21 protein-coding genes are annotated in these 21,701 nt (G+C 69.8%); 20 read left to right on the forward strand and 1 reads right to left on the reverse strand.

Translation table 11 applies throughout. The features are described 5' to 3' along the window. Nucleotides 1-25: 25 nt before the first annotated feature. Nucleotides 26-1,744, reverse strand: coding sequence for a chitinase (locus E0500_RS15055; RefSeq protein ID WP_131567268.1), 1,719 nt, complete (start codon nucleotides 1,742-1,744; stop codon nucleotides 26-28). A 329-nt stretch (nucleotides 1,745-2,073) separates the two neighbouring features. On the opposite strand from E0500_RS15055, the gene E0500_RS15060 reads away from it, so the two are divergent. The 20 genes from E0500_RS15060 to E0500_RS15155 all read left to right on the forward strand — a co-directional run bounded on the left by E0500_RS15060 (nucleotide 2,074) and on the right by E0500_RS15155 (nucleotide 21,655). Beyond that, a complete protein-coding gene (locus E0500_RS15060; protein ID WP_309505062.1) occupies nucleotides 2,074-2,973 on the forward strand; it encodes a hypothetical protein in 900 nt (299 codons plus the stop codon). A 140-nt stretch (nucleotides 2,974-3,113) separates the two neighbouring features. Continuing rightward, nucleotides 3,114-3,827 (forward strand): Flp pilus assembly protein CpaB, encoded by a 714-nt coding sequence (cpaB, locus tag E0500_RS15065; protein ID WP_131567264.1) that lies wholly within the window; start codon nucleotides 3,114-3,116, stop codon nucleotides 3,825-3,827. Nucleotides 3,828-3,887: 60 nt separating this feature from the next. After that, nucleotides 3,888-5,501, forward strand: coding sequence for an AAA family ATPase (locus E0500_RS15070; protein WP_131567262.1), 1,614 nt, complete (start codon nucleotides 3,888-3,890; stop codon nucleotides 5,499-5,501). 400 nt (nucleotides 5,502-5,901) lie between these two features. Then, a complete protein-coding gene (locus E0500_RS15075; RefSeq protein WP_220141038.1) occupies nucleotides 5,902-6,225 on the forward strand; it encodes a TadE/TadG family type IV pilus assembly protein in 324 nt (107 codons plus the stop codon). Nucleotides 6,226-6,258: 33 nt separating this feature from the next. Further along, nucleotides 6,259-7,599, forward strand: coding sequence for a CpaF family protein (locus E0500_RS15080; RefSeq protein ID WP_131567258.1), 1,341 nt, complete (start codon nucleotides 6,259-6,261; stop codon nucleotides 7,597-7,599). 100 nt (nucleotides 7,600-7,699) lie between these two features. Further along, the gene (locus tag E0500_RS15085) at nucleotides 7,700-8,641 is read left to right on the forward strand and encodes a type II secretion system F family protein (protein ID WP_131567256.1); all 942 of its coding nucleotides are present in this window, start codon (nucleotides 7,700-7,702) and stop codon (nucleotides 8,639-8,641) included. 47 nt (nucleotides 8,642-8,688) lie between these two features. Continuing rightward, a complete protein-coding gene (locus tag E0500_RS15090; protein ID WP_181587007.1) occupies nucleotides 8,689-9,579 on the forward strand; it encodes a DUF5936 domain-containing protein in 891 nt (296 codons plus the stop codon). Further along, nucleotides 9,579-11,087, forward strand: coding sequence for a sensor histidine kinase (locus E0500_RS45405; protein WP_399119211.1), 1,509 nt, complete (start codon nucleotides 9,579-9,581; stop codon nucleotides 11,085-11,087). The genes E0500_RS15090 and E0500_RS45405 overlap by 1 nt, the downstream gene beginning before the upstream one ends. Then, the gene (locus E0500_RS15100) at nucleotides 10,994-11,686 is read left to right on the forward strand and encodes a LuxR C-terminal-related transcriptional regulator (RefSeq protein ID WP_399120201.1); all 693 of its coding nucleotides are present in this window, start codon (nucleotides 10,994-10,996) and stop codon (nucleotides 11,684-11,686) included. The genes E0500_RS45405 and E0500_RS15100 overlap by 94 nt, the downstream gene beginning before the upstream one ends. Nucleotides 11,687-11,809: 123 nt before the next feature. Beyond that, a complete protein-coding gene (locus E0500_RS15105; RefSeq protein WP_165935103.1) occupies nucleotides 11,810-12,022 on the forward strand; it encodes a hypothetical protein in 213 nt (70 codons plus the stop codon). Then, a complete protein-coding gene (locus E0500_RS15110; protein WP_181587237.1) occupies nucleotides 12,019-12,636 on the forward strand; it encodes a pilus assembly protein TadG-related protein in 618 nt (205 codons plus the stop codon). Before E0500_RS15105 ends, E0500_RS15110 begins: the two co-directional genes overlap by 4 nt. Nucleotides 12,637-12,651: 15 nt before the next feature. Then, nucleotides 12,652-13,248, forward strand: a complete 597-nt coding sequence (locus E0500_RS15115; RefSeq protein WP_131567250.1) for a hypothetical protein — start codon at nucleotides 12,652-12,654, stop codon at nucleotides 13,246-13,248. Between the two features lie 3 nt (nucleotides 13,249-13,251). Further along, nucleotides 13,252-13,920, forward strand: coding sequence for an OmpA family protein (locus E0500_RS15120; RefSeq protein ID WP_131567247.1), 669 nt, complete (start codon nucleotides 13,252-13,254; stop codon nucleotides 13,918-13,920). A gap of 286 nt (nucleotides 13,921-14,206) precedes the next feature. After that, nucleotides 14,207-14,791 carry a dihydrofolate reductase family protein gene (locus E0500_RS15125; RefSeq protein ID WP_131567245.1) on the forward strand — a complete coding sequence of 195 codons (585 nt, stop codon included), beginning with the start codon at nucleotides 14,207-14,209 and terminating at the stop codon, nucleotides 14,789-14,791. A 40-nt stretch (nucleotides 14,792-14,831) separates the two neighbouring features. Then, a complete protein-coding gene (locus E0500_RS15130) occupies nucleotides 14,832-15,692 on the forward strand; it encodes an LLM class flavin-dependent oxidoreductase (RefSeq protein WP_131567242.1) in 861 nt (286 codons plus the stop codon). A gap of 79 nt (nucleotides 15,693-15,771) precedes the next feature. Beyond that, on the forward strand, nucleotides 15,772-16,251 hold the full coding sequence (locus tag E0500_RS15135) for a GNAT family N-acetyltransferase (protein ID WP_131567240.1): 480 nt from the start codon (nucleotides 15,772-15,774) through the stop codon (nucleotides 16,249-16,251). A gap of 72 nt (nucleotides 16,252-16,323) precedes the next feature. Next, the gene (locus E0500_RS15140) at nucleotides 16,324-17,148 is read left to right on the forward strand and encodes a class I SAM-dependent methyltransferase (protein ID WP_131567236.1); all 825 of its coding nucleotides are present in this window, start codon (nucleotides 16,324-16,326) and stop codon (nucleotides 17,146-17,148) included. Between the two features lie 958 nt (nucleotides 17,149-18,106). Further along, nucleotides 18,107-18,880, forward strand: coding sequence for an isoprenyl transferase (locus tag E0500_RS15145; protein ID WP_131561700.1), 774 nt, complete (start codon nucleotides 18,107-18,109; stop codon nucleotides 18,878-18,880). A gap of 327 nt (nucleotides 18,881-19,207) precedes the next feature. Next, a complete protein-coding gene (locus tag E0500_RS15150; RefSeq protein ID WP_131561699.1) occupies nucleotides 19,208-20,533 on the forward strand; it encodes a PhoH family protein in 1,326 nt (441 codons plus the stop codon). A gap of 402 nt (nucleotides 20,534-20,935) precedes the next feature. Continuing rightward, complete coding sequence (locus tag E0500_RS15155; protein WP_131561697.1) at nucleotides 20,936-21,655, forward strand: transglycosylase SLT domain-containing protein; 720 nt, start codon at nucleotides 20,936-20,938, stop codon at nucleotides 21,653-21,655. Nucleotides 21,656-21,701 lie beyond the last annotated feature (46 nt).

The raw sequence follows: 21,701 nt of genomic DNA on the forward strand, positions 1-21,701 counted from the left end.
GGCTCACCCCTGCCGGCCGTTGCCGCTACGGCAACCCGTGCACCTTCGGCCCCACCGCGTTCGACCAGGCGTTGCCCGCCGTGGCGTCCCAGTTCGTCGACCACGTCATCGCGCCCCGCAGGTCCGGGTACGTGCGCGAGGGCTTGAAGGAGCCACAGTTCGTTCCCCGGGTCAGGCAGTCCAGTGCGTTGTTCACCACGGAGGGGTCCACGTAACCGCTGCCCGCTCCCCGGGTCGACGCCGGAAGGCCCAGGCCCACCTGGGACGGGGCCAGGCCGCCCTCCAGCTGGATGCAGGCCAGGGCCGTCAGGAAGTCGACCGACCCCTGGCTGTAGACCTTGCCGTCGCAGCCCAGCATGGAACCGCTGTTGTAGTACTGCATGTTGACGACCGTCAGGATGTCCTTCACGTTCAGCGCGGTCTGGAAGTAGGAGTTCGACGTCGACTGCATGTCGATGGTCTGCGGCGCCATCGTGAGGACGAGCGACGGGCCCGCCTTCGTCGACAGCGACCGCAACGCCTGTGTCATGTACGTCGCGTTGAGGCCGTTCTCCAGGTCGATGTCGACGCCGTCGAAGCCGTACGTCTGCATCAGGGAGTGGACCGAGTTCGCGAAGTTCGTGGCCGATGCCGCGTCGTTGACGGACACGGTTCCGCGTTCGCCGCCGACCGAGACGACGACCTTCTTGCCGGCCGCCTGCTTGGCCTTGATGTCGGCCTTGAACTGGTCGACCGTGTAGCCGCCCAGGCCCGCCGAGTCCAGGTTGAAGGTCACGGCGCCCGGCGTCGTGGTCGCGTCGGCGAAGGCCACCGCGATGATGTCGTACTGGGACTGGACGTCCGAGAGGCGCTGGACCGTCGCGCCGTTGTTGAAGTTCTGCCAGTAGCCGGTCACGGCGTGCTTGGGGAGTGCGCTGCCGCCACCCGGGTTCGTGGTCGTCGTGCCCGTGACCGTCGCCGACTTCGCGGACTCACCCGCCGCGTTCGTCGCCGTGACCTGGAAGGTGTACGACGTGGAGGCGGCGAGCCCGGTCACCGTGGCCGATGTGCCCGTCACCGCCTGGACCTTGGTGCCGCTGCGGTAGACGTTGTAGCCCGTGGCGCCCGACACCGTGTTCCACGCCAGGGACACGGACGACGACGTCGAGCCCGACACCGTCACGCCGGCCGGGGCGGACGGGATGGTGGGCGGCTGGTCGCCGCCGCCTCCGCCGTCCGGGCCGTACACCGACACGTCGTCCGCGTAGTACGCCGCCTGCCCGTACCAGCCGTGCGTGTAGAGGGTGACCGAGGTGGTGGAGGCGCCGGTGGTGAACGTCGTCGTGAGCTGCTTCCAGTCCGTGGTGTCCGGGGTCCACGTCGACGCGTCCGTCGTGCCCGTGCCGCTCGCGCCCAGGTACGCGTATCCGCCGCGCACCCACGCACTCAGCGTGTACGTGGAGTTGGGCTTCACCGCGACCGTCTGGACGCACCGGGCGTTGTCCTGTCCGGCCGGGGTGGCCTTGAGGGCCGATGAGCCGGTGCGGACGGGGGAGGAGACGGTCGTACCGCTGTTCGCGGAGCACGTCCAGTTGGTCAGACCGGATTCGAAGCCGGCGTTCTTGGCGTTGTTGACGTCCGCGGCCGATGCCTGGCCCGCGCCGGTGAGGGCGAGGCCGGACGCGGCGAGGGCGGCGGCGAGGGCTCCCGCCCAGGTCCGCCGACGGCGTCTGGGTATGCCTGGTACGCGTGATGTGCGGTGCACTGATGCCTCCCGTGGGGAGTGGATGTGGGGATCCGTCAGGGTGGCCACCGCTGGACCTATAATTTGGTCCAGACCAATCGAGCTGTCAAGGTTTCTCGCCAGACCTCAAACTCCGTACGCCAGTGCACAGTTGGGGCACATGCGTCTCACTCTGTGTGGGACTCGCCGTACTTTCCGTGGGTTGATCAAGGAGATTCGGTGTTGAGCGGGCCATGCCGTGGATATGGTGCTGTGCAAGAGGATGCAGAAGGACGTCACAGGACGTCACAGGGGCGGTCTGAGGCGGTGGTCGACCACCCCGCCGCAGTCAGAACGGGGTGGTGTCGAGCGTGCCGACCGCGATAGCCGTCACCAGTTCCGATCTGGTGCTCCCGCCGCACGACCGGCAGACCCCGCCCGCCTCCGTCCAGCCGCAGGACACGCTGGAGAGTTCCCTCATCGGGATGCACGCGCTGATCGAGCAGCACGGGTATGTGATCGCCCTCTACTCGGCCTCCGCCGAGAGGGCCGGGGTCGCCGGGTCTGCCGGGGCCGCCGGAAGGTCCGCCGCCCAGCGGCTGCACGCCGTCCGCTCCGTGCTCGAAAGCGACCGGATCGCTCTGCTCGGGATCGATCTGCCGCCGCTCGGGATCGCCCTGCTGTCCCAGCAGTTGCGGCAGCTGTCCGTGTGCGACTTCAGCCCGGGCGTGCTGGCCTCCTCCGCGCGCCTCCTCGCCCACTACATCTACGCCGGCGCCCTCCTCGGCTCCGTCACCAGGCTCGACCGGGTGCCGGTGTCCCTGAAGTCCCACGCCAAGTCGTGGGTGCCGGGGGCCCAGTTCGCCGTACTGGCCAATCCGCGGCCCGGGCTCGTCCGTGTCGGCCAGGAGGAGCTCACCGGACCGGAGTTCGGTACGCGGCTGCTGGTGGCCAACGGGCCGCAGCCGCCCTCCGACTGGGTCACCTCGACGCTCGCGCCCGCCTGGCAGGTGCAGGGCGTGGCCACCGTGCCGCTGCCCGCGGAGTCCGCCCGCTGGTGGGGGACGGGGAAGCTCGTCGAGTTCGCCGCCGGGCTGTACGACGTGTCCGTGCTCTACCAGCTCGTCTCGTCCGTACGCCGGGAGACCTGCCACTGGTGCGGGCTCGAACTCATCGGCGACCGTTGCGGATTCTGCGCGGCACCGCTGACGACTTCTTCGCCCGCCGTTCAACGGTCGGCCATCCGGGCGCTCCCCCGAGGCGCCACGTGAGTCACCTCCGTACAACTCCATAGCAAGACGACTTCCACAGCACGACACGTCAGACAAGTTCCACAGCAAGACAACTTCCATAGCGAGCAAGGCCGCTTGACCCCGTCCACCCCCCGCCCCCGATCGAGGTTGTCCGCGTCATGAACTCACGCCAGCGCCGTGGCGTCATCCTGCTGGTCCTCTCGGCCCTGTGCGCCGTCGCCGCGTTCGCCGGGGTGCTCTCGGTGATCCGTGACGTGGACTCCAAGGTGGGGCCGGAGGTGACGGCGTACCGCCTGAGGAACGACATCGCGCCGTACAAGGAGCTGTCGGCCGGCCAGTTCGAGAAGGTGTCGATGCCCGAGCGATGGCTGTCGGACACGGCCGTCACCGACCTCGGCGACATCCGCGGGAAGATAGCCGTCACCAAGCTGGAGAAGGGGTCCCTCCTCCAGACCGACATGATCGTCGACCGGCCCGAACTCGATCCGGGGCAGCAGGAGATCGCGATCATGATCGACGCGTCGACGGGTGTGGCCGGAAAGATCAACCCCGGCTCCCGCGTGAACATCTTCGCCACCTTCGAGGCCGACAACGACAGGGGCGCCGACCAGTCCAAGCTGATCGTCGCCGACGCACGCGTCCTCGACGTCGGCAAGCTCACCCCGCTCGACGCCAACCAGTCCGGCAACGACCGCCGCCGTACGGCCACCGAGGCGGTCCCCATCACCTTCGCGCTCGACACGGCGGACGCCCAGCGCGTCGCGTACGCCGAGTCGTTCGCCGAACACGTCCGGCTCGCCCTGGTCGCGGGCGGCGACACCACCAGCGTGGCGCCCTCGGACCGTACGTACACCCTCGACGAGGACAAGTAGGAGGCCGCGCATGAGGTCAGTACGTGGGGTCCCGGCGTACGCCCGGGTGAGGTTCGGCCGATGACCATCCGTATCCTCCCCGCCGTCGGGGACATCGACTCGGCCCGCGCCCTGAGCACCCTGCTGAGCCAGCTCGCGGACGCCGAACCGGCCGCCCCGGTACCGGACTCGACCGCGCTGCTCGACTCCCTCGCCCGCCTGGCCGCGGATTCCCTGGACGAACTGCCCGAGGTCGTCCTCATCCACGAACGGATCGGCCCGGTCCCGGCGCTCGACCTCATCCGCGACCTGGTCCTGCGCTTCCCGGCGGTCGGGGTGGTCCTCATCACCGCCGACACGAGCACGGGTGTCCTCACGGCCGCCATGGACTCGGGCGCCCGCGGCATCGTCACCCTCCCCCTCGGCTACGAAGCCCTCGCCGAACGCGTCCAGGCCGCCGCCTCCTGGTCGGCCGGCATGCGACGCCACCTCGGCAGCGGAGCGCCGGAACTGTACGCGGGACCCGGCGGCACGCTCGTCACGGTGACGGGGGCCAAGGGCGGCGTCGGAGCGACGCTGACCTCCGTCCAACTGGCCCTGGCGGCACGCGCGTCGGGCCGTACGGTGGCACTGCTCGACCTGGACCTCCAGTCCGGGGACGTGGCCTCGTACCTCGACGTCCAGTTCCGGCGCTCGGTCGCCGACCTGGCCGGCATCACGGACATCAACCCGCGCGTCCTCCAGGAGGCGGTCTACGCCCACGACACGGGCCTCGCCCTGCTGCTGGCCCCCGCCGAGGGCGAGCGCGGCGAGGAGGTCACCGACCGGGTGGCCCGCCAGGTGCTCGGCGCCCTCCGCGCCCGGCACGACGTGGTGATCGTCGACTGCGGCTCCCAGATGAACGCGGCGACCGCGGCGGCGGTGGAGACGGCCGACCAGGCGCTGCTGCTCGTGACCCCCGACGTCGTCGCGGTCCGCGCCGCCAAACGCATGGTCCGCCTCTGGGACCGCCTCCAGATCCGCAAGGCGGAGGAGACCCTCACAGTCGTCAACCGCCACTCACGGGGCACGGAGATCCAGCCGTCGCTGGTGGAGAAGGTCACGGGCACGCGGGTCTCACGGGTCACCGTCCCGGCGGCCTTCAAGGAACTCCAGTCGGTGGTCGACGCGGGGCGGTTGCAGGACCTCGACGCCAAGTCCACGGTCAAGCAGGCCCTGTGGTCGCTGGCGGCGGAGCTGGAGCTGGTCGTGGCCCACGAGGGCGGAGGCGGCCGCCGCCGTAAGCCGGCCTCGGACCGGGGCTCGCTGGTACTGCGGCGCAAGGGCGGCGACCGGGGGTCGGTGACGCTGGAGTTCGTCGGGATGTTCCCGCTGCTGCTCGTGGTGATGGCGATCCTGTGGCAGTGCGTGCTGTACGGCTACACGTACTCGCTCGCGGGGAACGCGGCGGATGAGGCGGCGCGGGCGGCTACGGCGGCGTATGCGCTGGACGGCGATTTCCTGGCTTCGTGCCAGGCCGCCGGTAGCGAGGATCTGCCGGGGGCCTGGAGTGGCGCGGGGATCGATTGCGACCCGCAGGGCTCCGTCATGACCGCCCGTGTCGAGGCTCAAGTTCCCGTGTTCTTCCCAGGGTTCGACACCGGCTGGACGGTCGTGGGCGAGGCAGGGGCAGCGCTGGAGGGGGACGGCCCGTGATCCGGACACGCCGCCCCAGTCCCGACGGCTGCGTCGAGGGTGCTCGCGCACTCTCAGGTCCCCCGTGCGCTCCGAGGCCCGACGGCTCCGTCCCGGGCCGCCTCGCGGTCACAGACCCCCCGTCCTGTCCCCAGCCCGACAGCTTGGGCGTCGGTCTCCTCGCCATCCTCATATCGGCGGACCTTCCACGGTCCAAGCCTGGCCGTTCGTCACCGGGCGACCGCCGGAGGCGGCTGCGGTGGCGATCGGCGAGGCCGGGCTGTCCGCCTCCCGCTCACCACTCCGAGTCCGGGGCCGAAGGGGCGGAGCCCCTGGGGATGGGAAAGGGGAGGGGCGGCGGGGGCGAAATTCCCCGGCGCAGCCGAGCCGTCGCCGCTGGAACGACCGAGGCGCCTCCATCCTGGAGTTCGCCGGGTTCCTGCCGATCCTCCTCCTCGTGGGGATGGCGGCCATCCAGCTCGGGCTCATCGGGTACGGGGTCAATCAGGCGGGTACGGCGGCCCGGGCTGCGGCTCGGGCCGAGTCCCTGAACCCCGGCACAGGCGGTGCCGCAGGCCAGGCGGCGGCGAGCCAATGGCTGGACCCCGTTGTCGAACCCGGGGGAGGAGGCGGCGACACCGTCACCGCCACCGTCATCGTCAATGTCCCCTCCGTCATCCCCCTGTTCGATGTCCCGCCGATCGAACGCAGCGTCACCATGCCCAATGACAACGACGGCGTCTGAACCCCGTACCCCCGAGAGGAGCTGAAGAAGAAGATGAGCCTGCGATCCCGTATCGCCACCCCCGACGAGGGCGGAGCCGGACGCGAGGACGGACACCTCGTGGCCGTCTACCGCGCCAAGCTCCTCGAAGAGATCGACCTCGCCGAGATGTCGAGCCTGGCGGCAGCCGAACGCCGGGCCCGCCTGGAGCGCGTCCTCGGCCACATCATCAGCCGGGAGGGGCCGGTCCTCTCGTCCGCCGAGCGGTCCCAGCTGATCCGAAGGGTCGTGGACGAGGCGCTCGGCCTCGGCGTCCTGGAGCCCCTCCTCGCCGACGCCTCGATCACCGAGATCATGGTCAACGGCCCGGACTCGATCTTCGTGGAGCGCGCCGGACGGGTCGAACAGCTCCCCCTCCGCTTCGCCTCCACCGAACAGCTCATGCAGACCATCGAGCGCATCGTCTCGACCGTGAACCGCCGCGTCGACGAGTCGAACCCCATGGTCGACGCCCGCCTCCCCACCGGCGAGCGCGTCAACGTGATCATCCCGCCGCTCGCACTCTCGGGCCCGACCCTCACCATCCGCCGCTTCCCGCGCGCGTACACGCTCCCCGAGCTGATCGGCCTCGGCTCGCTCGACGAGCAGATGCTGATGCTGCTCGCCGCGTTCGTCCGCGCCCGTTTCAACGTGATCGTCAGCGGTGGTACGGGCACCGGAAAGACGACGCTCCTCAACGCGCTCTCCGGCCTGATCCCGTCCCACGAGCGCATCATCACCATCGAGGACTCCGCCGAACTCCAGCTCCAGCAGGAGCACGTGATCCCCCTGGAGTCCCGCCCGCCGAACATCGAGGGCAAGGGCCAGATCACCATCCGCGACCTGGTCCGCAACTCCCTCCGTATGCGCCCCGACCGCATCATCGTCGGTGAGGTCCGAGGCGGCGAGACCCTCGACATGCTCCAGGCGATGTCCACGGGTCACGACGGCTCCCTCGCCACCGTCCACGCCAACTCCGCCGAGGACGCCCTGATGAGGCTCCAGACCCTCGGCTCGATGTCCGAGGTGCTCATCCCCTTCGAGGCCCTCAAGGACCAGATCAACTCGGCCGTCGACGTGGTCGTCCAGCTCACCCGTTTCGCGGACGGCTCCCGCAAGGTGACGGAGGTCGCGCTGCTCGTCTCGCACGGCCGCGAACAGTTCCGTATCGCCACGGTGTCGCGCTTCGTCCCGCAGCCCCTCGGGGCGGACCGCGTCGTCAAGGGCCACTTCGAGCACCTCCCTCTGCCCCGCCAGGTCGCGGAGAAGCTGTACGTGGCCAACGAACCGCTGCCGCCCGCCTTCGGCGTGGCCGAGGCCCTCGACGCACTTCCCACGAGGCAGGCCATCGGATGACGAGGACGCCCGAGCCGTTGGAGACGTGCGAGCCGGTGATGACGCCCCAGCCGTTGTACGAACCGATGAAGACGTACGAGCCCTCGAAGAGGTGCCCGGCATGAACAACCCCTCCCTGCTGGCCCTCGGCGCCACCGTCCTGTGCTGCACCCTCGCCGTCGCGGGCGTGCACACGTTCGCCTCCGGCCGCGCCCAGCGCCAGGCTCTCGTCGACCGGCTCGCCGGCACAGCCCCCGCCCGCACTCTGGGCGGCCGCGTCCGCCGTTTCACGAGCATCGACCGACGCCTGCGCCGCACCCGCCTCGGCCGGACCATCAACCTGCGCCTTTCCGCCACCGGACTCGACCTGACGGCGGGCGAGTTCGCCACGTACGTCGCCGCGGTCGTCGTCGCCCTCTGGCTGATCGCCGCCGCCACCCTGGCGCCCTTCTTCGGCCCGATCGCCGCCCTCGTCGGCATCTGGAGCGCGGCCATCTTCCTGAACTGGCAGCGCCAGAAACGCATCGAGGCGTTCATCAACCAACTCCCCGACGTGGCACGGCTCATCGCCAACGCCACGGCCGCCGGCCTGGCCCTCCGTACGGCGCTGGCCCTGGCGGCGGAGGAGCTGGAGGCCCCGGCGGGCGAGGAACTGGCCCGGGTCGCCGACCAGTTGACCCTCGGCCGCTCGATCGACGACGCACTCGGCGAGCTGGCCGAACGCCTGCCGTCCCGCGAGCTGATCGTCCTCGTCACCACCCTCGTCCTGTCCAACAGGGCGGGCGGCTCGGTGGTCAGCTCCCTGCGCAACCTCACCCAGACGCTGGAGGACCGCAAGGAGACCCGCCGCGAGGTCCGCACGATGCTCTCCGAGGTCAACGCCACGGCCTTCACGGTCCCGTTCCTGGGCCTGGGCTCCCTGGTCCTGATCAACTCCTCGAACGACGGCGCGCTGGCCCGTGTGACCGGATCGCCGCTCGGCCAGGCCCTGGTCCTGATCGCGCTGGGCCTCTACACGGTCGGTTTCTTCGTCATCCGCCGCCTGGGCAAGATCGAAGTATGAGAATCGAAATATGAGATTCGAAGGATGAGAGGGGAGGAGAGGTTACGGTGCTGCCCCTGCTGCTCGCCCTCCTGACCGCCGTCTCGGTCGCGGGCATGTTCCTCGGTATCCGCATGATCCGCGCGGAGGCGAAGCTGCCCGGCGACCTGGCCCTCGCCCTGGAGGTGGGCGCGACCCGCGTCTCCAAGGCGGGCTCGGCCGTCGACCGTATCGGCATGCGTTTCGCGCCCCTCGTCCTGCGTCTGATGGGGCCGCGCCGCGTCAATGCGAAACGCCGCCGCATCGACATGGCCGGCAACCCGGGCGGCCTCACCCTGAACAGGTACGCGGCCCGCCGCGCCGTCTACGGCATCTTCGGCCTCTTCATGGGCCTGGTCTTCCTCACCAACGGCCAGCTCTTCCTGGCCCTCGGGACCTTCGCCTTCGGCGTGCTGGCCGCCGACGCGCTGATCTGGCAGGCCATCCGCGAACGCAAGGACGTCATCGACCGCACACTCCCCGATTTCCTCGACGTCCTGGCCGTCGTCGTCTCGGCGGGCCTCGGCTTCCGCCAGGCACTGGACCGGGTGGCGGAGAAATACGAAGGACCCTGGGCCGACGAACTGCGCATCACCCTGCGCCAGATGGACATGGGCGTCAGCCGCCGCCAGGCCTTCGACGAGCTCCGCAAGCGCAACTCCTCCGAGCAGGTCGCCCAGTTCGTGTCGGCGCTCCAGCAGGGCGAGGAACTCGGCTCACCGATCGCCGAGACCCTCATCCAGCTCGCCACGGACATGCGTCGCACCGACGCCCAGAACGCCCGCCGCCGCGCCGCCAAGACGATCCCCAAGGCGACCCTCGTGACCCTGGTCTTCATGCTCCCCGCGACGATGATCCTCATCGCGACCGGGATGTTCCTCGGCTCGGGCACGAACTTCGGCGACATCCTGGGCCGCTGATGAGAAGGCGTCCGTTCCACGGTCCGCGTCAGCCGCGTTCCGGGCACCGGCCGGGAGGAACCGCCGGCGGCTACCTGGCCGACGACGTGCCCGCTCCCGCAAGCCTCCGCCTGCGACTGAGCGCACTGCAGGCCTTGTGCCGCCAGACCTTCGCCGTCCGCCTCGCCCTGCTCGTCATCGGCACGCCCTTCGCGATGGCCAACACCACGGACAGCCCTTCGCGCTACGCCGTCCTCACCGCCGGGGTCCTCGGCACCATGGGCTCGTACGCCATGCTCAGGGACTGGGACCGCTTCGGCCCCCGCGTCCTCGCGCACCCCACCCTCATGGCGCTGGACCTCCTCTTCGGTGCCGTCCTGCTCCTGACGGCGTCCCCGGCGTCCCCCCTGGCCTACGCCACGGTCTGCACCCCGCTCCTGTCGGGCCTCCTCTACGGCTGGCGCGGCGCCGGAGTCTTCACCGGCCTGCAACTGGCCGTCCTGCTCACCGTGTACCGCGCCTGGGAACACCGCCCCGGCGCCGGCACGAGCACCCTCCTGATCGCGGGCTTCTGCATCGCGGCCGGCATCGTCGGCGTGACCCTGCGCAACCTGATGTTCCGCTTCGGAACAGCCACCCAGGCGCTCTCCGAGGCCACGTCCCGCCTCGCCGTGGCGGAGGCGGTGGAGTCCGAACGCGCCCGCCTGGCCCGCGAACTGCACGACTCGGTCGCCAAGACGCTGCACGGCCTGGCGCTGGCGGCGGAGGCCCTGGCGACGTCGGCGGACCGGGCGGCCGACCCCCAGGTACTCGGGCAGCAGGCCACGCTGGTGGCCGCCGCCGCCCGCCGGGCGGCCTCGGAGTCCCGCGACCTCCTGACGGACCTGCGCCACCACACGGACCTGACGACGCCGCAGCCCTTGGACCTGCTGACCGAACTGACGTCGCGGAGCGAGGACTTCACCTCTCGCACGTCGCTCCCGGCACGGCTCCGGCATACGCGGACCACGCCCCCTCCGCTCTCGTACGAGAAGACCCACGACCTCCTGGCGATCGTCTCGGAGGCCCTGGAGAACGCGCACCGCCACGCGCAGGCGACGGAGGTGGTGGTCGAGGTGGAGCACTCCGCCGACGCCCTCCGTCTCCGCGTCACGGACGACGGAGTGGGCCTCCCGCCCGCCTTCACCGTCAACCAGGCGGCCAGATCCGGCCACTTCGGGCTGCTGGGCGTGACGGAGCGAGCGGCGAGGATCGGCGCCCGACTGCACGTGACGCGACCCGCGACGGGAGGTACGGAGATCACGATCGACCTCCCGCTGCCCACCCCCAACCCCCCGACAGGAGGCCGTCCATGCCTGACCAGGCACTTCCCGGCCCGCCCCTCCGCGTCCTCGTGGCCGACGACAACCCGGTCGTCCGCGCGGGCCTCGCCGCGCTGCTCGGCGCGCACCCCGACATCGAGGTCGTCGCCGAGGCGACGAACGGCGAGGAAGCGGTGCGCAGGGCCGCCGGCTGCCGCCCGGACGTGATCCTGCTGGACGTCCGCATGCCCGGCACGGACGGCCTGACCGCCTTGCCCGAACTCGCCGCGCTGGCCCCCGTGATGATGCTGACGTACAGCCGAGAACCCGAGGTCGTGGCCGAGGCACTGCGCCGGGGCGCCACCGGCTACCTGGTCCACGGCGAGTTCACGGCGCCCGAACTGATCGCCTCGGTAAGGGACTTGAAGAACGGCTTGCCCACACTCTCGCCGTCGGCGCACGTCCCCGCCTCCGCCGGTGTCTCATCTCCGCTCGGTGTTTCGTACGAACCTTCACACGAAAGTCATGAACCCACTTCGCAGCTGCAATTGGTTGTGGCACAGTCGTCGAAGGCTCGATCCGCAGTCGCGGCACGACTCCGTCGCCGCGTCCCCGACCGTCCGGCCTTCGGTCTGAGTTCAAGGGAGGTGGAGGTGATGGACCTCATCGCGTCCGGCATGAACAACCGCCAGATCGCCGCCGCCTGCTTCATCAGCGAGAAGACCGTGAAGAACCACATCAACCGCATCTTCGCGAAGCTGCACAGTTCCTCGCGGAGCGAAGCGATTGCTCACTGGCTCGGGACTGCTCGGGAGGGGTGGAGCTGATGAGTCCGGTTCCCGGGGGAGGCGGGGGAAGTTGGGTCTCCGGACCCACCCGGAGTAGGCGGAATCTCACGTACGGTGCTGTGGTCGGCAGTGTCATCGGCATCGGGCGAGAGGGCAGGCGTCGTGAACAGGTTCAGCAAGTTCGGCGACTGGAAGCGGACCGTTGTCTCCCGGATGCGGGGGAAGGGACGGGACGCGGGGGCCGGGTTCGTGGAGTACGCGGGGATCATGATCATCGTGGCGGGGATCTTCGTGATGATCGATGGGTTGGGGTTGGATGGAATGATCTCCGGCGCGATCGCGACCGCAGTCGGCAATGTGATCGGCGGCGGCTGACCTTCAGGCATCCGCGCGGCGACAGAGGGCAGACTCTCCCGATCTACATCTGGCTGACGGTGATTCTGCTCTTCGCCGCGTTGGCCTTCTTCGCGTTCGCCCAGGCAGCGTTCGCCCGCAATGGTGCTCAATCCGCGGCGGACGCTGCTGCGTTGGCGGCGGCGCAGGAAGCCCGGGACGAGTTATTGCTTGGCCTGGGGGACGCCGTCGGCACAGATGACAACTGGCTGGACTGGCTGCACCTGCCGGGTGACGTGGCCATCCCTAACGACGGGCCTACAGCTGCGGCTCAGGCGCTGGCCGCCGACAACGACGCGACGGTCTTGGGCGGAGCTGACGCTGAGGTCGTGGACGGCTATCTCAGGTTCCACGTCGCCGTCCAGACGAACTACACAGTCGGCGACTCGATCATCCCCGGCACGGAGAACATGCAGGCAGAGGCCGAAGCCACCGCCGTCATCAAGCCGCGCTGCGAGTTCGATGCGGACGCGGATCCGACGAAGCCCCTGGATCTCGTCTGTGACGACGAACCCGTGAACATCGACCCCGAAGATTTCGATCCGGACGACCTTCCCGACGCGTCCGTGATGTTCTCAGTGCATCTGGCCGAGTGAGAGGAAGCCGTACCGATGAACTTTCGGCGCACCATGAAGGTCCGCAGGGCGGTGACCGCGGTGACGATCGCCGGCGGACTGCTCCTCACGGTAGCCGGTTGCGGTGGAGGTGACGACGACAAGTCGGAGAACAGCGCCTCTTCCTCGGCTCCCGCCAAGAAGGGCAGCGACGACGGCAAGCAGGAGTCGCAGGAACCGCAGTCGGATACGGTGCTCGCCGAGGTCAAGGGGCAGAACGGCTTGACGCTCGCAATCACCTCCGCCAAGCGTGACGGCGGGGGCTTCGTGACAGTCGAGGGGACCGTGACGAACAACACGGGCGCCGTCTGGGTTGCGGCGGACTGGCGGAGCGACGAAACGGAGTTGGCCAAGAACGGCGGATCGATTTCCGGCGCCAGCCTCATTGACCAGGAAGGTAAGAAGAAGTACCTCATCCTGCGTGACACCGCAGGGCGCTGCCTGTGCACGCAGTTTACCGGCGGCGGCGTCCGCGACGGTGCCACCTCCCAGTGGTACGCCCAGTTCCCCGCCCCACCCGACGGCACCACAAAGGTCGACTTCCAGGTCGGCTCCATGCCCCCCGCCTCCGTCGAACTCTCCCAGGGCGAGTGACCCATGGCCGCACTCACGCCCCGTACCGCCACCACCTGCACGGCGCTGGCCGTACTCGCCACCCTCACCCTCACCCCGGTGTACGCCGCCGACGACCCCAGCGAACCCCCGGGCACCGTCACCAGCGCACCGCCCCCGGAGGTGGATGCGAACAGCCCGGGACTCAAGCTCGCCGACGGCGCGACGCTCGCGTCCGCCAAGGTGCTGGACATCAAGTCGGTCGTGGAGGACCTCGGAGGTGAGGAGCGCAGGGAGGACACGAACCAGAACGTGACGTTCGCGCTCCAGGCGGAGGTGCTGTTCCCCAAGAACAGCTCGAAGCTGAACCCGGAGGCACGCTCGCGTATCCAGGCGATCGCCGACGAGATCAAGGCACAGAAGCCCACCACGGTCCGTGTCTTCGGCTTCACGGACAACCTCGGCTCGTACGCGCACGGTAAGACCCTGTCCAAGGCGCGCGCGGACATCGTCCACGACCAGCTGGCCGGCTCCCTCGGCTCGAACGTCACCTTCGAGGTGCGGGGGTACAGCGAGGACTACCCCATCGCGGACAACTCCTCGGAGGAGGGCCGCCGCAAGAACCGCCGCGTGGAGGTGTCGTTCCCGAGGGGCGCGACGGCGAGCGAGGACGGGAAGGGCACCGCGAGCGGGGCCGGGGGCGAACTGAGCTGACGGACGATCGCCCGGAGGACCCGGAGGACCCGGAGGACCCGGAGGACCCGGAGGACCCGGAGGACCCGGAAGACCGGGAAGACCCGGAGGACCCGGAGGGCCGATCGCAGCCGCCCGACGGCCGGCTCGGCCGAGGTCCGGACACACACGGCGTACGGGCCCGGCGTCCCCGCCCGGTGGGCCGGACCGCGCGATGCTGGAGACGCGAGAGCACGTACGGGAGTGAGCACGTACGGAAGCGACGAGTCGGAGCGCCACCGGCGCGCGGGACCAGGAGCGAGCCGCCATGAGAAAGATCATCCTGATGATGTCCGTGTCCCTCGACGGCTACATCGAGGGGCCGAACCGCGAGATCGACTGGCACATGGTCGACGACGAACTGCACACGCACTTCAACGAGCAGCTCGCGACCATGGGCGCCTTCCTCGACGGGCGGGTGACGTACGAGCTGATGGCGGACTTCTGGCCGACCGCCGACCGGGCGAAGGACAGCACCGGTCCCGTGGCCGACTTCGCGGCGATCTGGCGGAACATGCCGAAGATCGTGTTCTCGCGGACCCTGCAGCACGCCCAGTGGCACACGACGATCGTGCGGGACGTCGTGGTCGAGGACATCCGGGCGCTCAAGGCGCAGGACGGCGGCGACCTGGCCCTCGGGGGCGCCGAACTCGCCGCCGAGTTCATGCGGAACGACCTGGTCGACGAGTACCGGATCTACGTCCACCCGGTCGTCCTCGGCCGGGGCAAGCCCCTGTTCGCGGAGTCCGACACCCGGCGGAAGCTGCGGCTGCTGGAGAACCGGACCTTCGGCAACGGGGTCGTGCTGCTGCGGTACGAGCGCGCCGAGCCCGCCGACTCCGCGGACGCGTAATGCGGTTGTACGGGTCCCCGGCCGTAGGTAGGAAGGCATCATGACTGGACTCGGTGCTGTGTTCCGGCCCCAACTGCCGCCCGAGCGACTGCGTGCGATCGCGCGCCTTGCCGACGAGACCGGTCTGGAGCAGCTGTGGCTGTGGGAGGACTGTTTTCTGGAAGGGGGCATCTCGGCCGCGTCCGCCGCCCTCGCCTGGACGGAACGCGTACGGGTGGGGGTCGGGCTGCTGCCGGTGCCGTTGCGGAACGTCGCGGTCACCGCGATGGAGACCGCCACCCTGCACCGGCTGTTCCCGGGGCGGGCGACCCTGGCCGTCGGACACGGCGTGCAGAACTGGATGGGACAGGTCGGAGCGCGGGTGGAGTCGCCGCTGACCCTGCTGCGTGAGCATCTGCTGGCCCTGCGCGCGCTGCTCGACGGGGAGCGGATCACGACCGGCGGCCGCTACGTGAAGCTGGACGACGTGGCGCTCGACTGGCCCCCGGAGCCCGGCGTGGAGCTACTGGCCGGCGCGACCGGGCCGCGCACGCTGCGGCTCTCCGGCGAGGCGGCGGACGGCACGATCCTGACCGCCGGTACGTCACCGGAGGACGTACGCCGCGCCCGCCGGCTCATCGACGAGGGGCGGAAGTCGGCCGGCCGCACCGATTCCCACAAGGTGATCGTCTACCTCCTCGCGGCGACCGGCCCGGACGCCTCCGCCCGTGTCCAGGCCGAACAGGCGGTGGAGGGGCGGGCCTCGGGGGTCGCCGGCGACGCGGGCACCGTCGCCGAGGCCGTGCGCCGCTTCGCGGAGGCGGGAGCGGACACGGTGATCCTCCAGCCCACGGCGGACGAGCCCGACCCGAAGGGCTTCGTACGGTTCGTGGCGACCGAGGTGCGCCCGCTGGTCCCGTGATACTTCCCGCGAGTCTCCCGTGATTTCGGAAAGCGCAGGTCAGCGATCGTTGTCAGTGCCCGCTGACACACTCCCGGGCATGAGTGACAACGGTGGGATCGACGGCGAGATCATTCGGCTGCGGGGCGTTCAGGAGAGCGACCTGGAACTCTTCCACGCCTACGAACAGGACGCGGAGGCGGTGCGGCGTTCGAGGTTCCCCGCCCGTGAGCGCGAGGCCTTCATGAACCACTGGGCGAAGCGCGTCCTCGGCAACCCCACCGGCCTCGTGCGGACGGTCACGGTCGACGGTGAAACCGCCGGGAACCTGATGGCCTGGTGGGAGGAGGACGGCCGCCGCTTCGTCGGCTACTGGCTGGGCCGCCGGTACTGGGGCCGGGGCATCGGCACCAGAGCCCTGGCCCTCTTCCTCCAGGAGGAGCAGAACCGTCCGCTGTACGCCGACCCGTTCCACGGCAACACCGCCTCGGTCCGCCTCCTGGAGCGCCATGGCTTCCGCCGCACCGGCACTGTGCGGCATGGCGAGGACGAGCACGTCCTGCTGGTCCTGGAGGCGTGAGGGCCGGGCCGGCCCCGTCACCGACCCCGAATTCAGTCGCGTCCTTCATCCCGCCCTTGCGAGGATCCCCCCATGACCGCCGCCGACGCCGACCACTCTGACCGGACCCCTCGCACCCCTCGTACGCTTCGGACCTCGCGCACCTTCGAGGCCCTCGTCGCCGAGGCCGAGGCCGCGCCCACCGAAGGCTGGGACTTCTCCTGGTTCGAGGGCAGGGCCACGGAGGAGCGACCCTCGTGGGGGTACGCACGGTCGATGGCGGAGCGGATCGCCCGCGCCTCCGCCGCGCTCGACCTCCAGACCGGGGGAGGGGAGGTCCTGGCTTCCGCCCCGGCGTTCGCCCCGCTCACCGTGGCCACCGAGGGCTGGCCCCCGAACGTCGCCAAGGCCACCGCCCTCCTCCACCCGCGCGGCGTCGCCGTCGTCGCCAGCCCCGAGGACGCGCCGCTGCCGTTCGCGGACGAGGCGTTCGACCTGGTGACGAGCCGGCACCCGGTCAGCCCGCAGTGGGCGGAGATCGCCCGTGTCCTCCAGCAGGGCGGCACGTACTTCGCCCAGCACGTGGGCCCCCGCAGCGTCTTCGAGGTCGTCGAGTACTTCCTCGGCCCGCAGCCGGAGGAGCAGAGCGGCAACCGCCACCCCGACCGCGAGCGCGCGGATGCGGAGGCCGCAGGGCTGGAGGTGGTCGACCTGCGCGCGGAACGGCTGCGGATCGAGTTCCTCGACATCGGCGCCGTCGTGCACTTCCTGCGCAAGGTCGTCTGGATGGTGCCCGGTTTCAGCGTGGACGCGTACCGGCCCGGACTCCTCGCGCTGCACGAGAGGATCGAGGCGGAGGGCCCGTTCGTGGCCCACAGCACCCGCCATCTCATCGAGGCCCGCAAGTCCGGCCGGTAGCGACCCGCACCGGCTGGCCCGTACGTGCCGGTACGTCCGCCTGAGTTCACCGTATTCGTCCCGGTCGGAGTCGCGCGGTGTCCACATCGTTATCGGGGGCCGCTCGCTCAAGTCGCACATCGAGCGTTAAGTTCAGACCAAGGTAATTCGCGTGAGCAAAGCTGCGCGCATGGCACCGCGCGGAGGAGGGGGCTGCGCGGTGTCGTGGCCACCGGACTGACGGCATGTCACCGGCCGCGTGCGACGGCTCGACACCGGTCGCATGCCGCACCTCACGCCCCACACCCCGCACCCCGAACTCGCGCCGACTCCACGGCTTCCAGTGGCATGGGACCGGCCGTCTCCGCCGTCGTGGACGTGATCATGGATGTGTCATCAACGATGGCGTCAAATGGGCGCACCTCGCGCCCTTCACCCGTGCGGGGGTGTGCCGGAATGTGTCGGCGAGTGGCGCACAAGCGAACTCAAACCCCTTGTATCCCTTCGGATATCACCTGATTGCCTTGGAATCCGCTGCGATCCGGCCATGAATACCCCCTGAATGAACGCTTCCGCGCCCATCCACGCGTCGTCGACCGACTCCGGAGAGTAGTTGTTTCGCGCCGATGCATGCAGCATTCCTTACGAAGGGTTATGGTGGAAGCCCCCCCTCGGGCCGGTCCGTCTCCCCCACGGACCGGCCCGTTTTTTGTGCGGCGAGAGGTACCCCCGCACCCCGCCCCGCATGGACGCCTCGCAACCCGACGGGACAGAGCCCCCACCCCACCCGCACACCCCCACGCCCGCCCGCACAGACCCACCGCATGCCCCCGCGCAGACCCACCGCACACCCCCGCACAGACCCACCACACGCACCCGCCGCACACCCCTCAACCCCAGACACCCCTAGGCCCCGCCCCTCGCGGCAGCGGTAGGCTTCGCCGAGGGGGACCGCATCCGCTACGGAGGGGCTGTACACGTGTACCTGCGCGACAAACTGCGTGGCCTGCTGGTCAGGGTCTACGCACGCAGGGTTGAAGGTCACCTCGACCACGACCAGGTGCCCAAGCACATCGGCGTGATCATGGACGGCAACCGGCGCTGGGCGAAGGCAGCCGGTTCCACGGCGGCGCAGGGGCATCGGGCCGGGGCGGACAAGATCGGTGAGTTCCTCGGCTGGTGCACCGAGACGGACGTCAAGGTCGTCACCCTCTGGCTGCTCTCCACGGACAACTTCGACCGCCCGCAGGAGGAGCTCGGCCCGCTTCTCGGGATCATCGAGGACGTCGTACGCTCCCTTGCCGCCGACGGCCGCTGGCGTGTGCACCACGTGGGCACCCCGGACCTGCTGCCCGGGCCGATGCAGACCACCCTGAAGGAGGCCGAGGAGGCCACCGCGCACGTCGACGGGATAATGGTCAACTGCGCCATCGGATACGGCGGACGTCAGGAGATCGCCGACGCCGTGCGCTCGATGCTTCTCGACGCCCAGGACAAGGGCACCTCGATGGACGAACTCGCCGAGTCCGTCGACATCGACATGATCGGCCGGCACCTCTACACCGGCGACCAGCCCGACCCGGACCTCGTGATCCGCACCAGCGGCGAGCAGCGCCTGTCGGGATTCATGCTGTGGCAGACCGCCCATTCGGAGTACTACTTCTGCGACGTCTTCTGGCCGGCCTTCCGCAAGGTCGACTTCCTGCGTGCCGTGCGTGACTACGCCGCGCGACACCGGCGTTACGGAGGCTGACCCTCCGCTTCCGGGGTGAGGTGCGCAACGCCGCCAGCGGGGCGGAAGTAACGAGGAGTTCACCGGGGCGCCGTCGTGCCACATGGCATGGCGGCGCGTGTTCGAGGGCATAAGCCAGTCAGGTCGACACCCGAACCACGGGTGTCGGATCTCAGCGGGCGGCACGGGGCCGTCCGCCCGGGAGGCCCTTTGCACCAGCCCGACCGTGTGGTCACCGCACGGACGAAGAGGCTTGAGGGCCGGTCACCGGCCTGTGCATCGCGGCCGTCGACCGGTCCAGTTCCTCTCCGTCGCTCCCCGACCTCATCCGAGGGGGTACGTCCTTCCGTGGTGACCAGCACAAAGCGCCACAAGCCAGACCGGCGCACCTACGTTCTCGACACCAGCGTCCTCCTGGCCGATCCGAACGCCCTGAACCGCTTCGACGAGCACGAGGTCGTGCTCCCCATCGTCGTGGTCACAGAGCTGGAGGCCAAGCGGCACCATCCCGAGCTCGGCTACTTCGCCCGGCAGGCCCTCCGTCTGCTGGACGAGTTCCGGGTGAGGCACGGCCGTCTCGATGCCCCCATTCCGATCGGGGACCTCGGCGGAACGATCCGTGTCGAGCTCAACCATTCGGACCCCAGCGTCCTGCCGACCGGCTACCGCCTGGGGGACAATGACTCCCGCATCCTCGCGGTCGCCCGCAATCTGCAGGCCGAGGGGTACGACGTCACCGTCGTGTCGAAGGACCTCCCGCTCAGAATCAAGGCGTCCTCCGTCGGCCTCCTCGCCGAGGAGTACCGCGCGGAACTGGCCATCACGGACTCCTCCGGTTGGACCGGAATGTCCGAACTGACCCTGGCCGGCGAGCAGGTGGACATCCTCTTCGAGGAGGGGCACGCATTCGTCCCCGAGGTCGCCGAACTCCCCGTGCACACGGGCCTGACGATCCAGTCCGAGCGCGGCAAGGCGCTCGGCCGGGTGACCCCCGAGGGTAACGTCCGCCTCGTACGCGGCGATCGGGAGGCCTTCGGGATCAAGGGCCGCAGCGCCGAGCAGCGGATCGCGCTCGACCTGCTGCTCGACCCGGACGTGGGCATCGTGTCGATGGGCGGCCGGGCCGGCACCGGCAAGTCGGCGCTGGCGCTGTGCGCGGGCCTGGAGGCCGTGCTGGAGCGCCGTCAGCACCAGAAGGTGATGGTCTTCCGGCCGCTGTACGCGGTGGGCGGGCAGGAGCTGGGCTATCTGCCGGGCACCGAGGCCGAGAAGATGAGCCCCTGGGCGCAGGCGGTCTTCGACACGCTCTCGGCGGTCACGTCCCGCGAGGTCATCGAGGAGGTCACCGCCCGCGGGATGCTGGAGGTGCTGCCGCTCACGCACATTCGCGGCCGCTCCCTCCATGACGCGTTCGTGATCGTGGACGAGGCCCAGTCCCTGGAGCGGAACGTCCTGCTGACCGTTCTGTCCCGGATCGGCGCGAATTCGCGGGTGGTTCTCACCCATGACGTGGCCCAGCGGGACAATCTGAGGGTCGGCCGGTACGACGGAGTGGTCGCCGTCGTCGAGAAGCTGAAGGGGCATCCGCTCTTCGCCCATGTCACGCTGAACCGGTCCGAGCGGTCCCAGATCGCGGCCCTTGTGACCGAAATGCTGGAGGACGGGCAGATCTGACCGGAGTGCTCAACTTGAGGTAGTTACTCGCTGGTTGGCGCCGTCCAGCAAAGGCCATGAGCCTAGCTGGGCGGCGCTCGGCTTGTGCGGCTTTCCTGGATTCACCTGGGGTAAACGGTGGTGTGAGCTTTCACACGTACGGCGGAATTGCCTTGCGGCGCCGGGTTACGGCAGAGTCTCACTCCTGTCAGGCCCCGCATACGACGCACCGGTACCCCCAGCGGTACGGCACAACAGAAGCACCACGGTTAACTCCATAGCGTTGTCGTATGCCGCCCGAGTTCACCACGCGGCGCTCCCCGCAGGGGAGTTGCCCACCGGGCCCGTGCCTCCCGTGACCGTGCAGTGGGGAGGCCAGTGCCAGGGGCACGATTGCGTCCGCCAGGGTCACCGAAGCGGGCGATGCTGGAAGGAAACCGTGTGAGCCGGATTTCGGTCCGGGGATTCGCAGTGGCCTCGGCCACCGCGGTCACCGCTGTCGGAAGTGTCGTCGGCGTTGCCTCGGGCAGCGTCGCGCAGACCAACGACGCCGAGGCGACAGCAAGCGACGCGACTCTCCTCTCGGACATTCCGATGGGCCAGCAGGCCCAGGTGCAGACCGCGACCCTGGCGCAGCAGGCCGACGCACAGGCCATCGCCGCGGACGCCAGCGCCAAGAAGGACGCCGAGGAGACGGCCCGTAAGAAGGCCGCCGCGGACGCGATCGCCAAGCAGAAGGCCGCGGAGGAGGCCGCCGCGAAGGCGGAAGCCGAGCGCAAGGCCAAGGAAGCCGCCAGCCGTTCCGCGGCCCGTGATGTCTCCTCCCTCACGGCCAGCGCGAGCAAGAGCTACTCCGTCGCCGAGGTCCAGGCGATGGCCAAGCAGGTGGTGGCCGCCGACCAGTGGACCTGCTTCAGCAACATCGTGACCCACGAGTCCACCTGGAACTACAAGGCCGTCAACCCCTCCTCGGGGGCCTACGGTCTCTTCCAGGCGCTGCCCGGCTCCAAGATGTCGTCCGTCGGTTCCGACTGGCAGACCAACCCGGCCACCCAGATCAAGTGGGGCCTCAACTACATGGACTCCCGCTACGGCAGCCCCTGCGAGGCGTGGTCGTTCTGGCAGGCCAACAACTGGTACTGAGCCGCGCTTAAGCCCTCGGGGTACAACCCGTCGGCCGCTCAACCTC

It is taken from the genome of Streptomyces sp. KM273126, from assembly GCF_004337435.2.
Classification (GTDB): Bacteria; Actinomycetota; Actinomycetes; order Streptomycetales; family Streptomycetaceae; genus Streptomyces; species Streptomyces acidicola.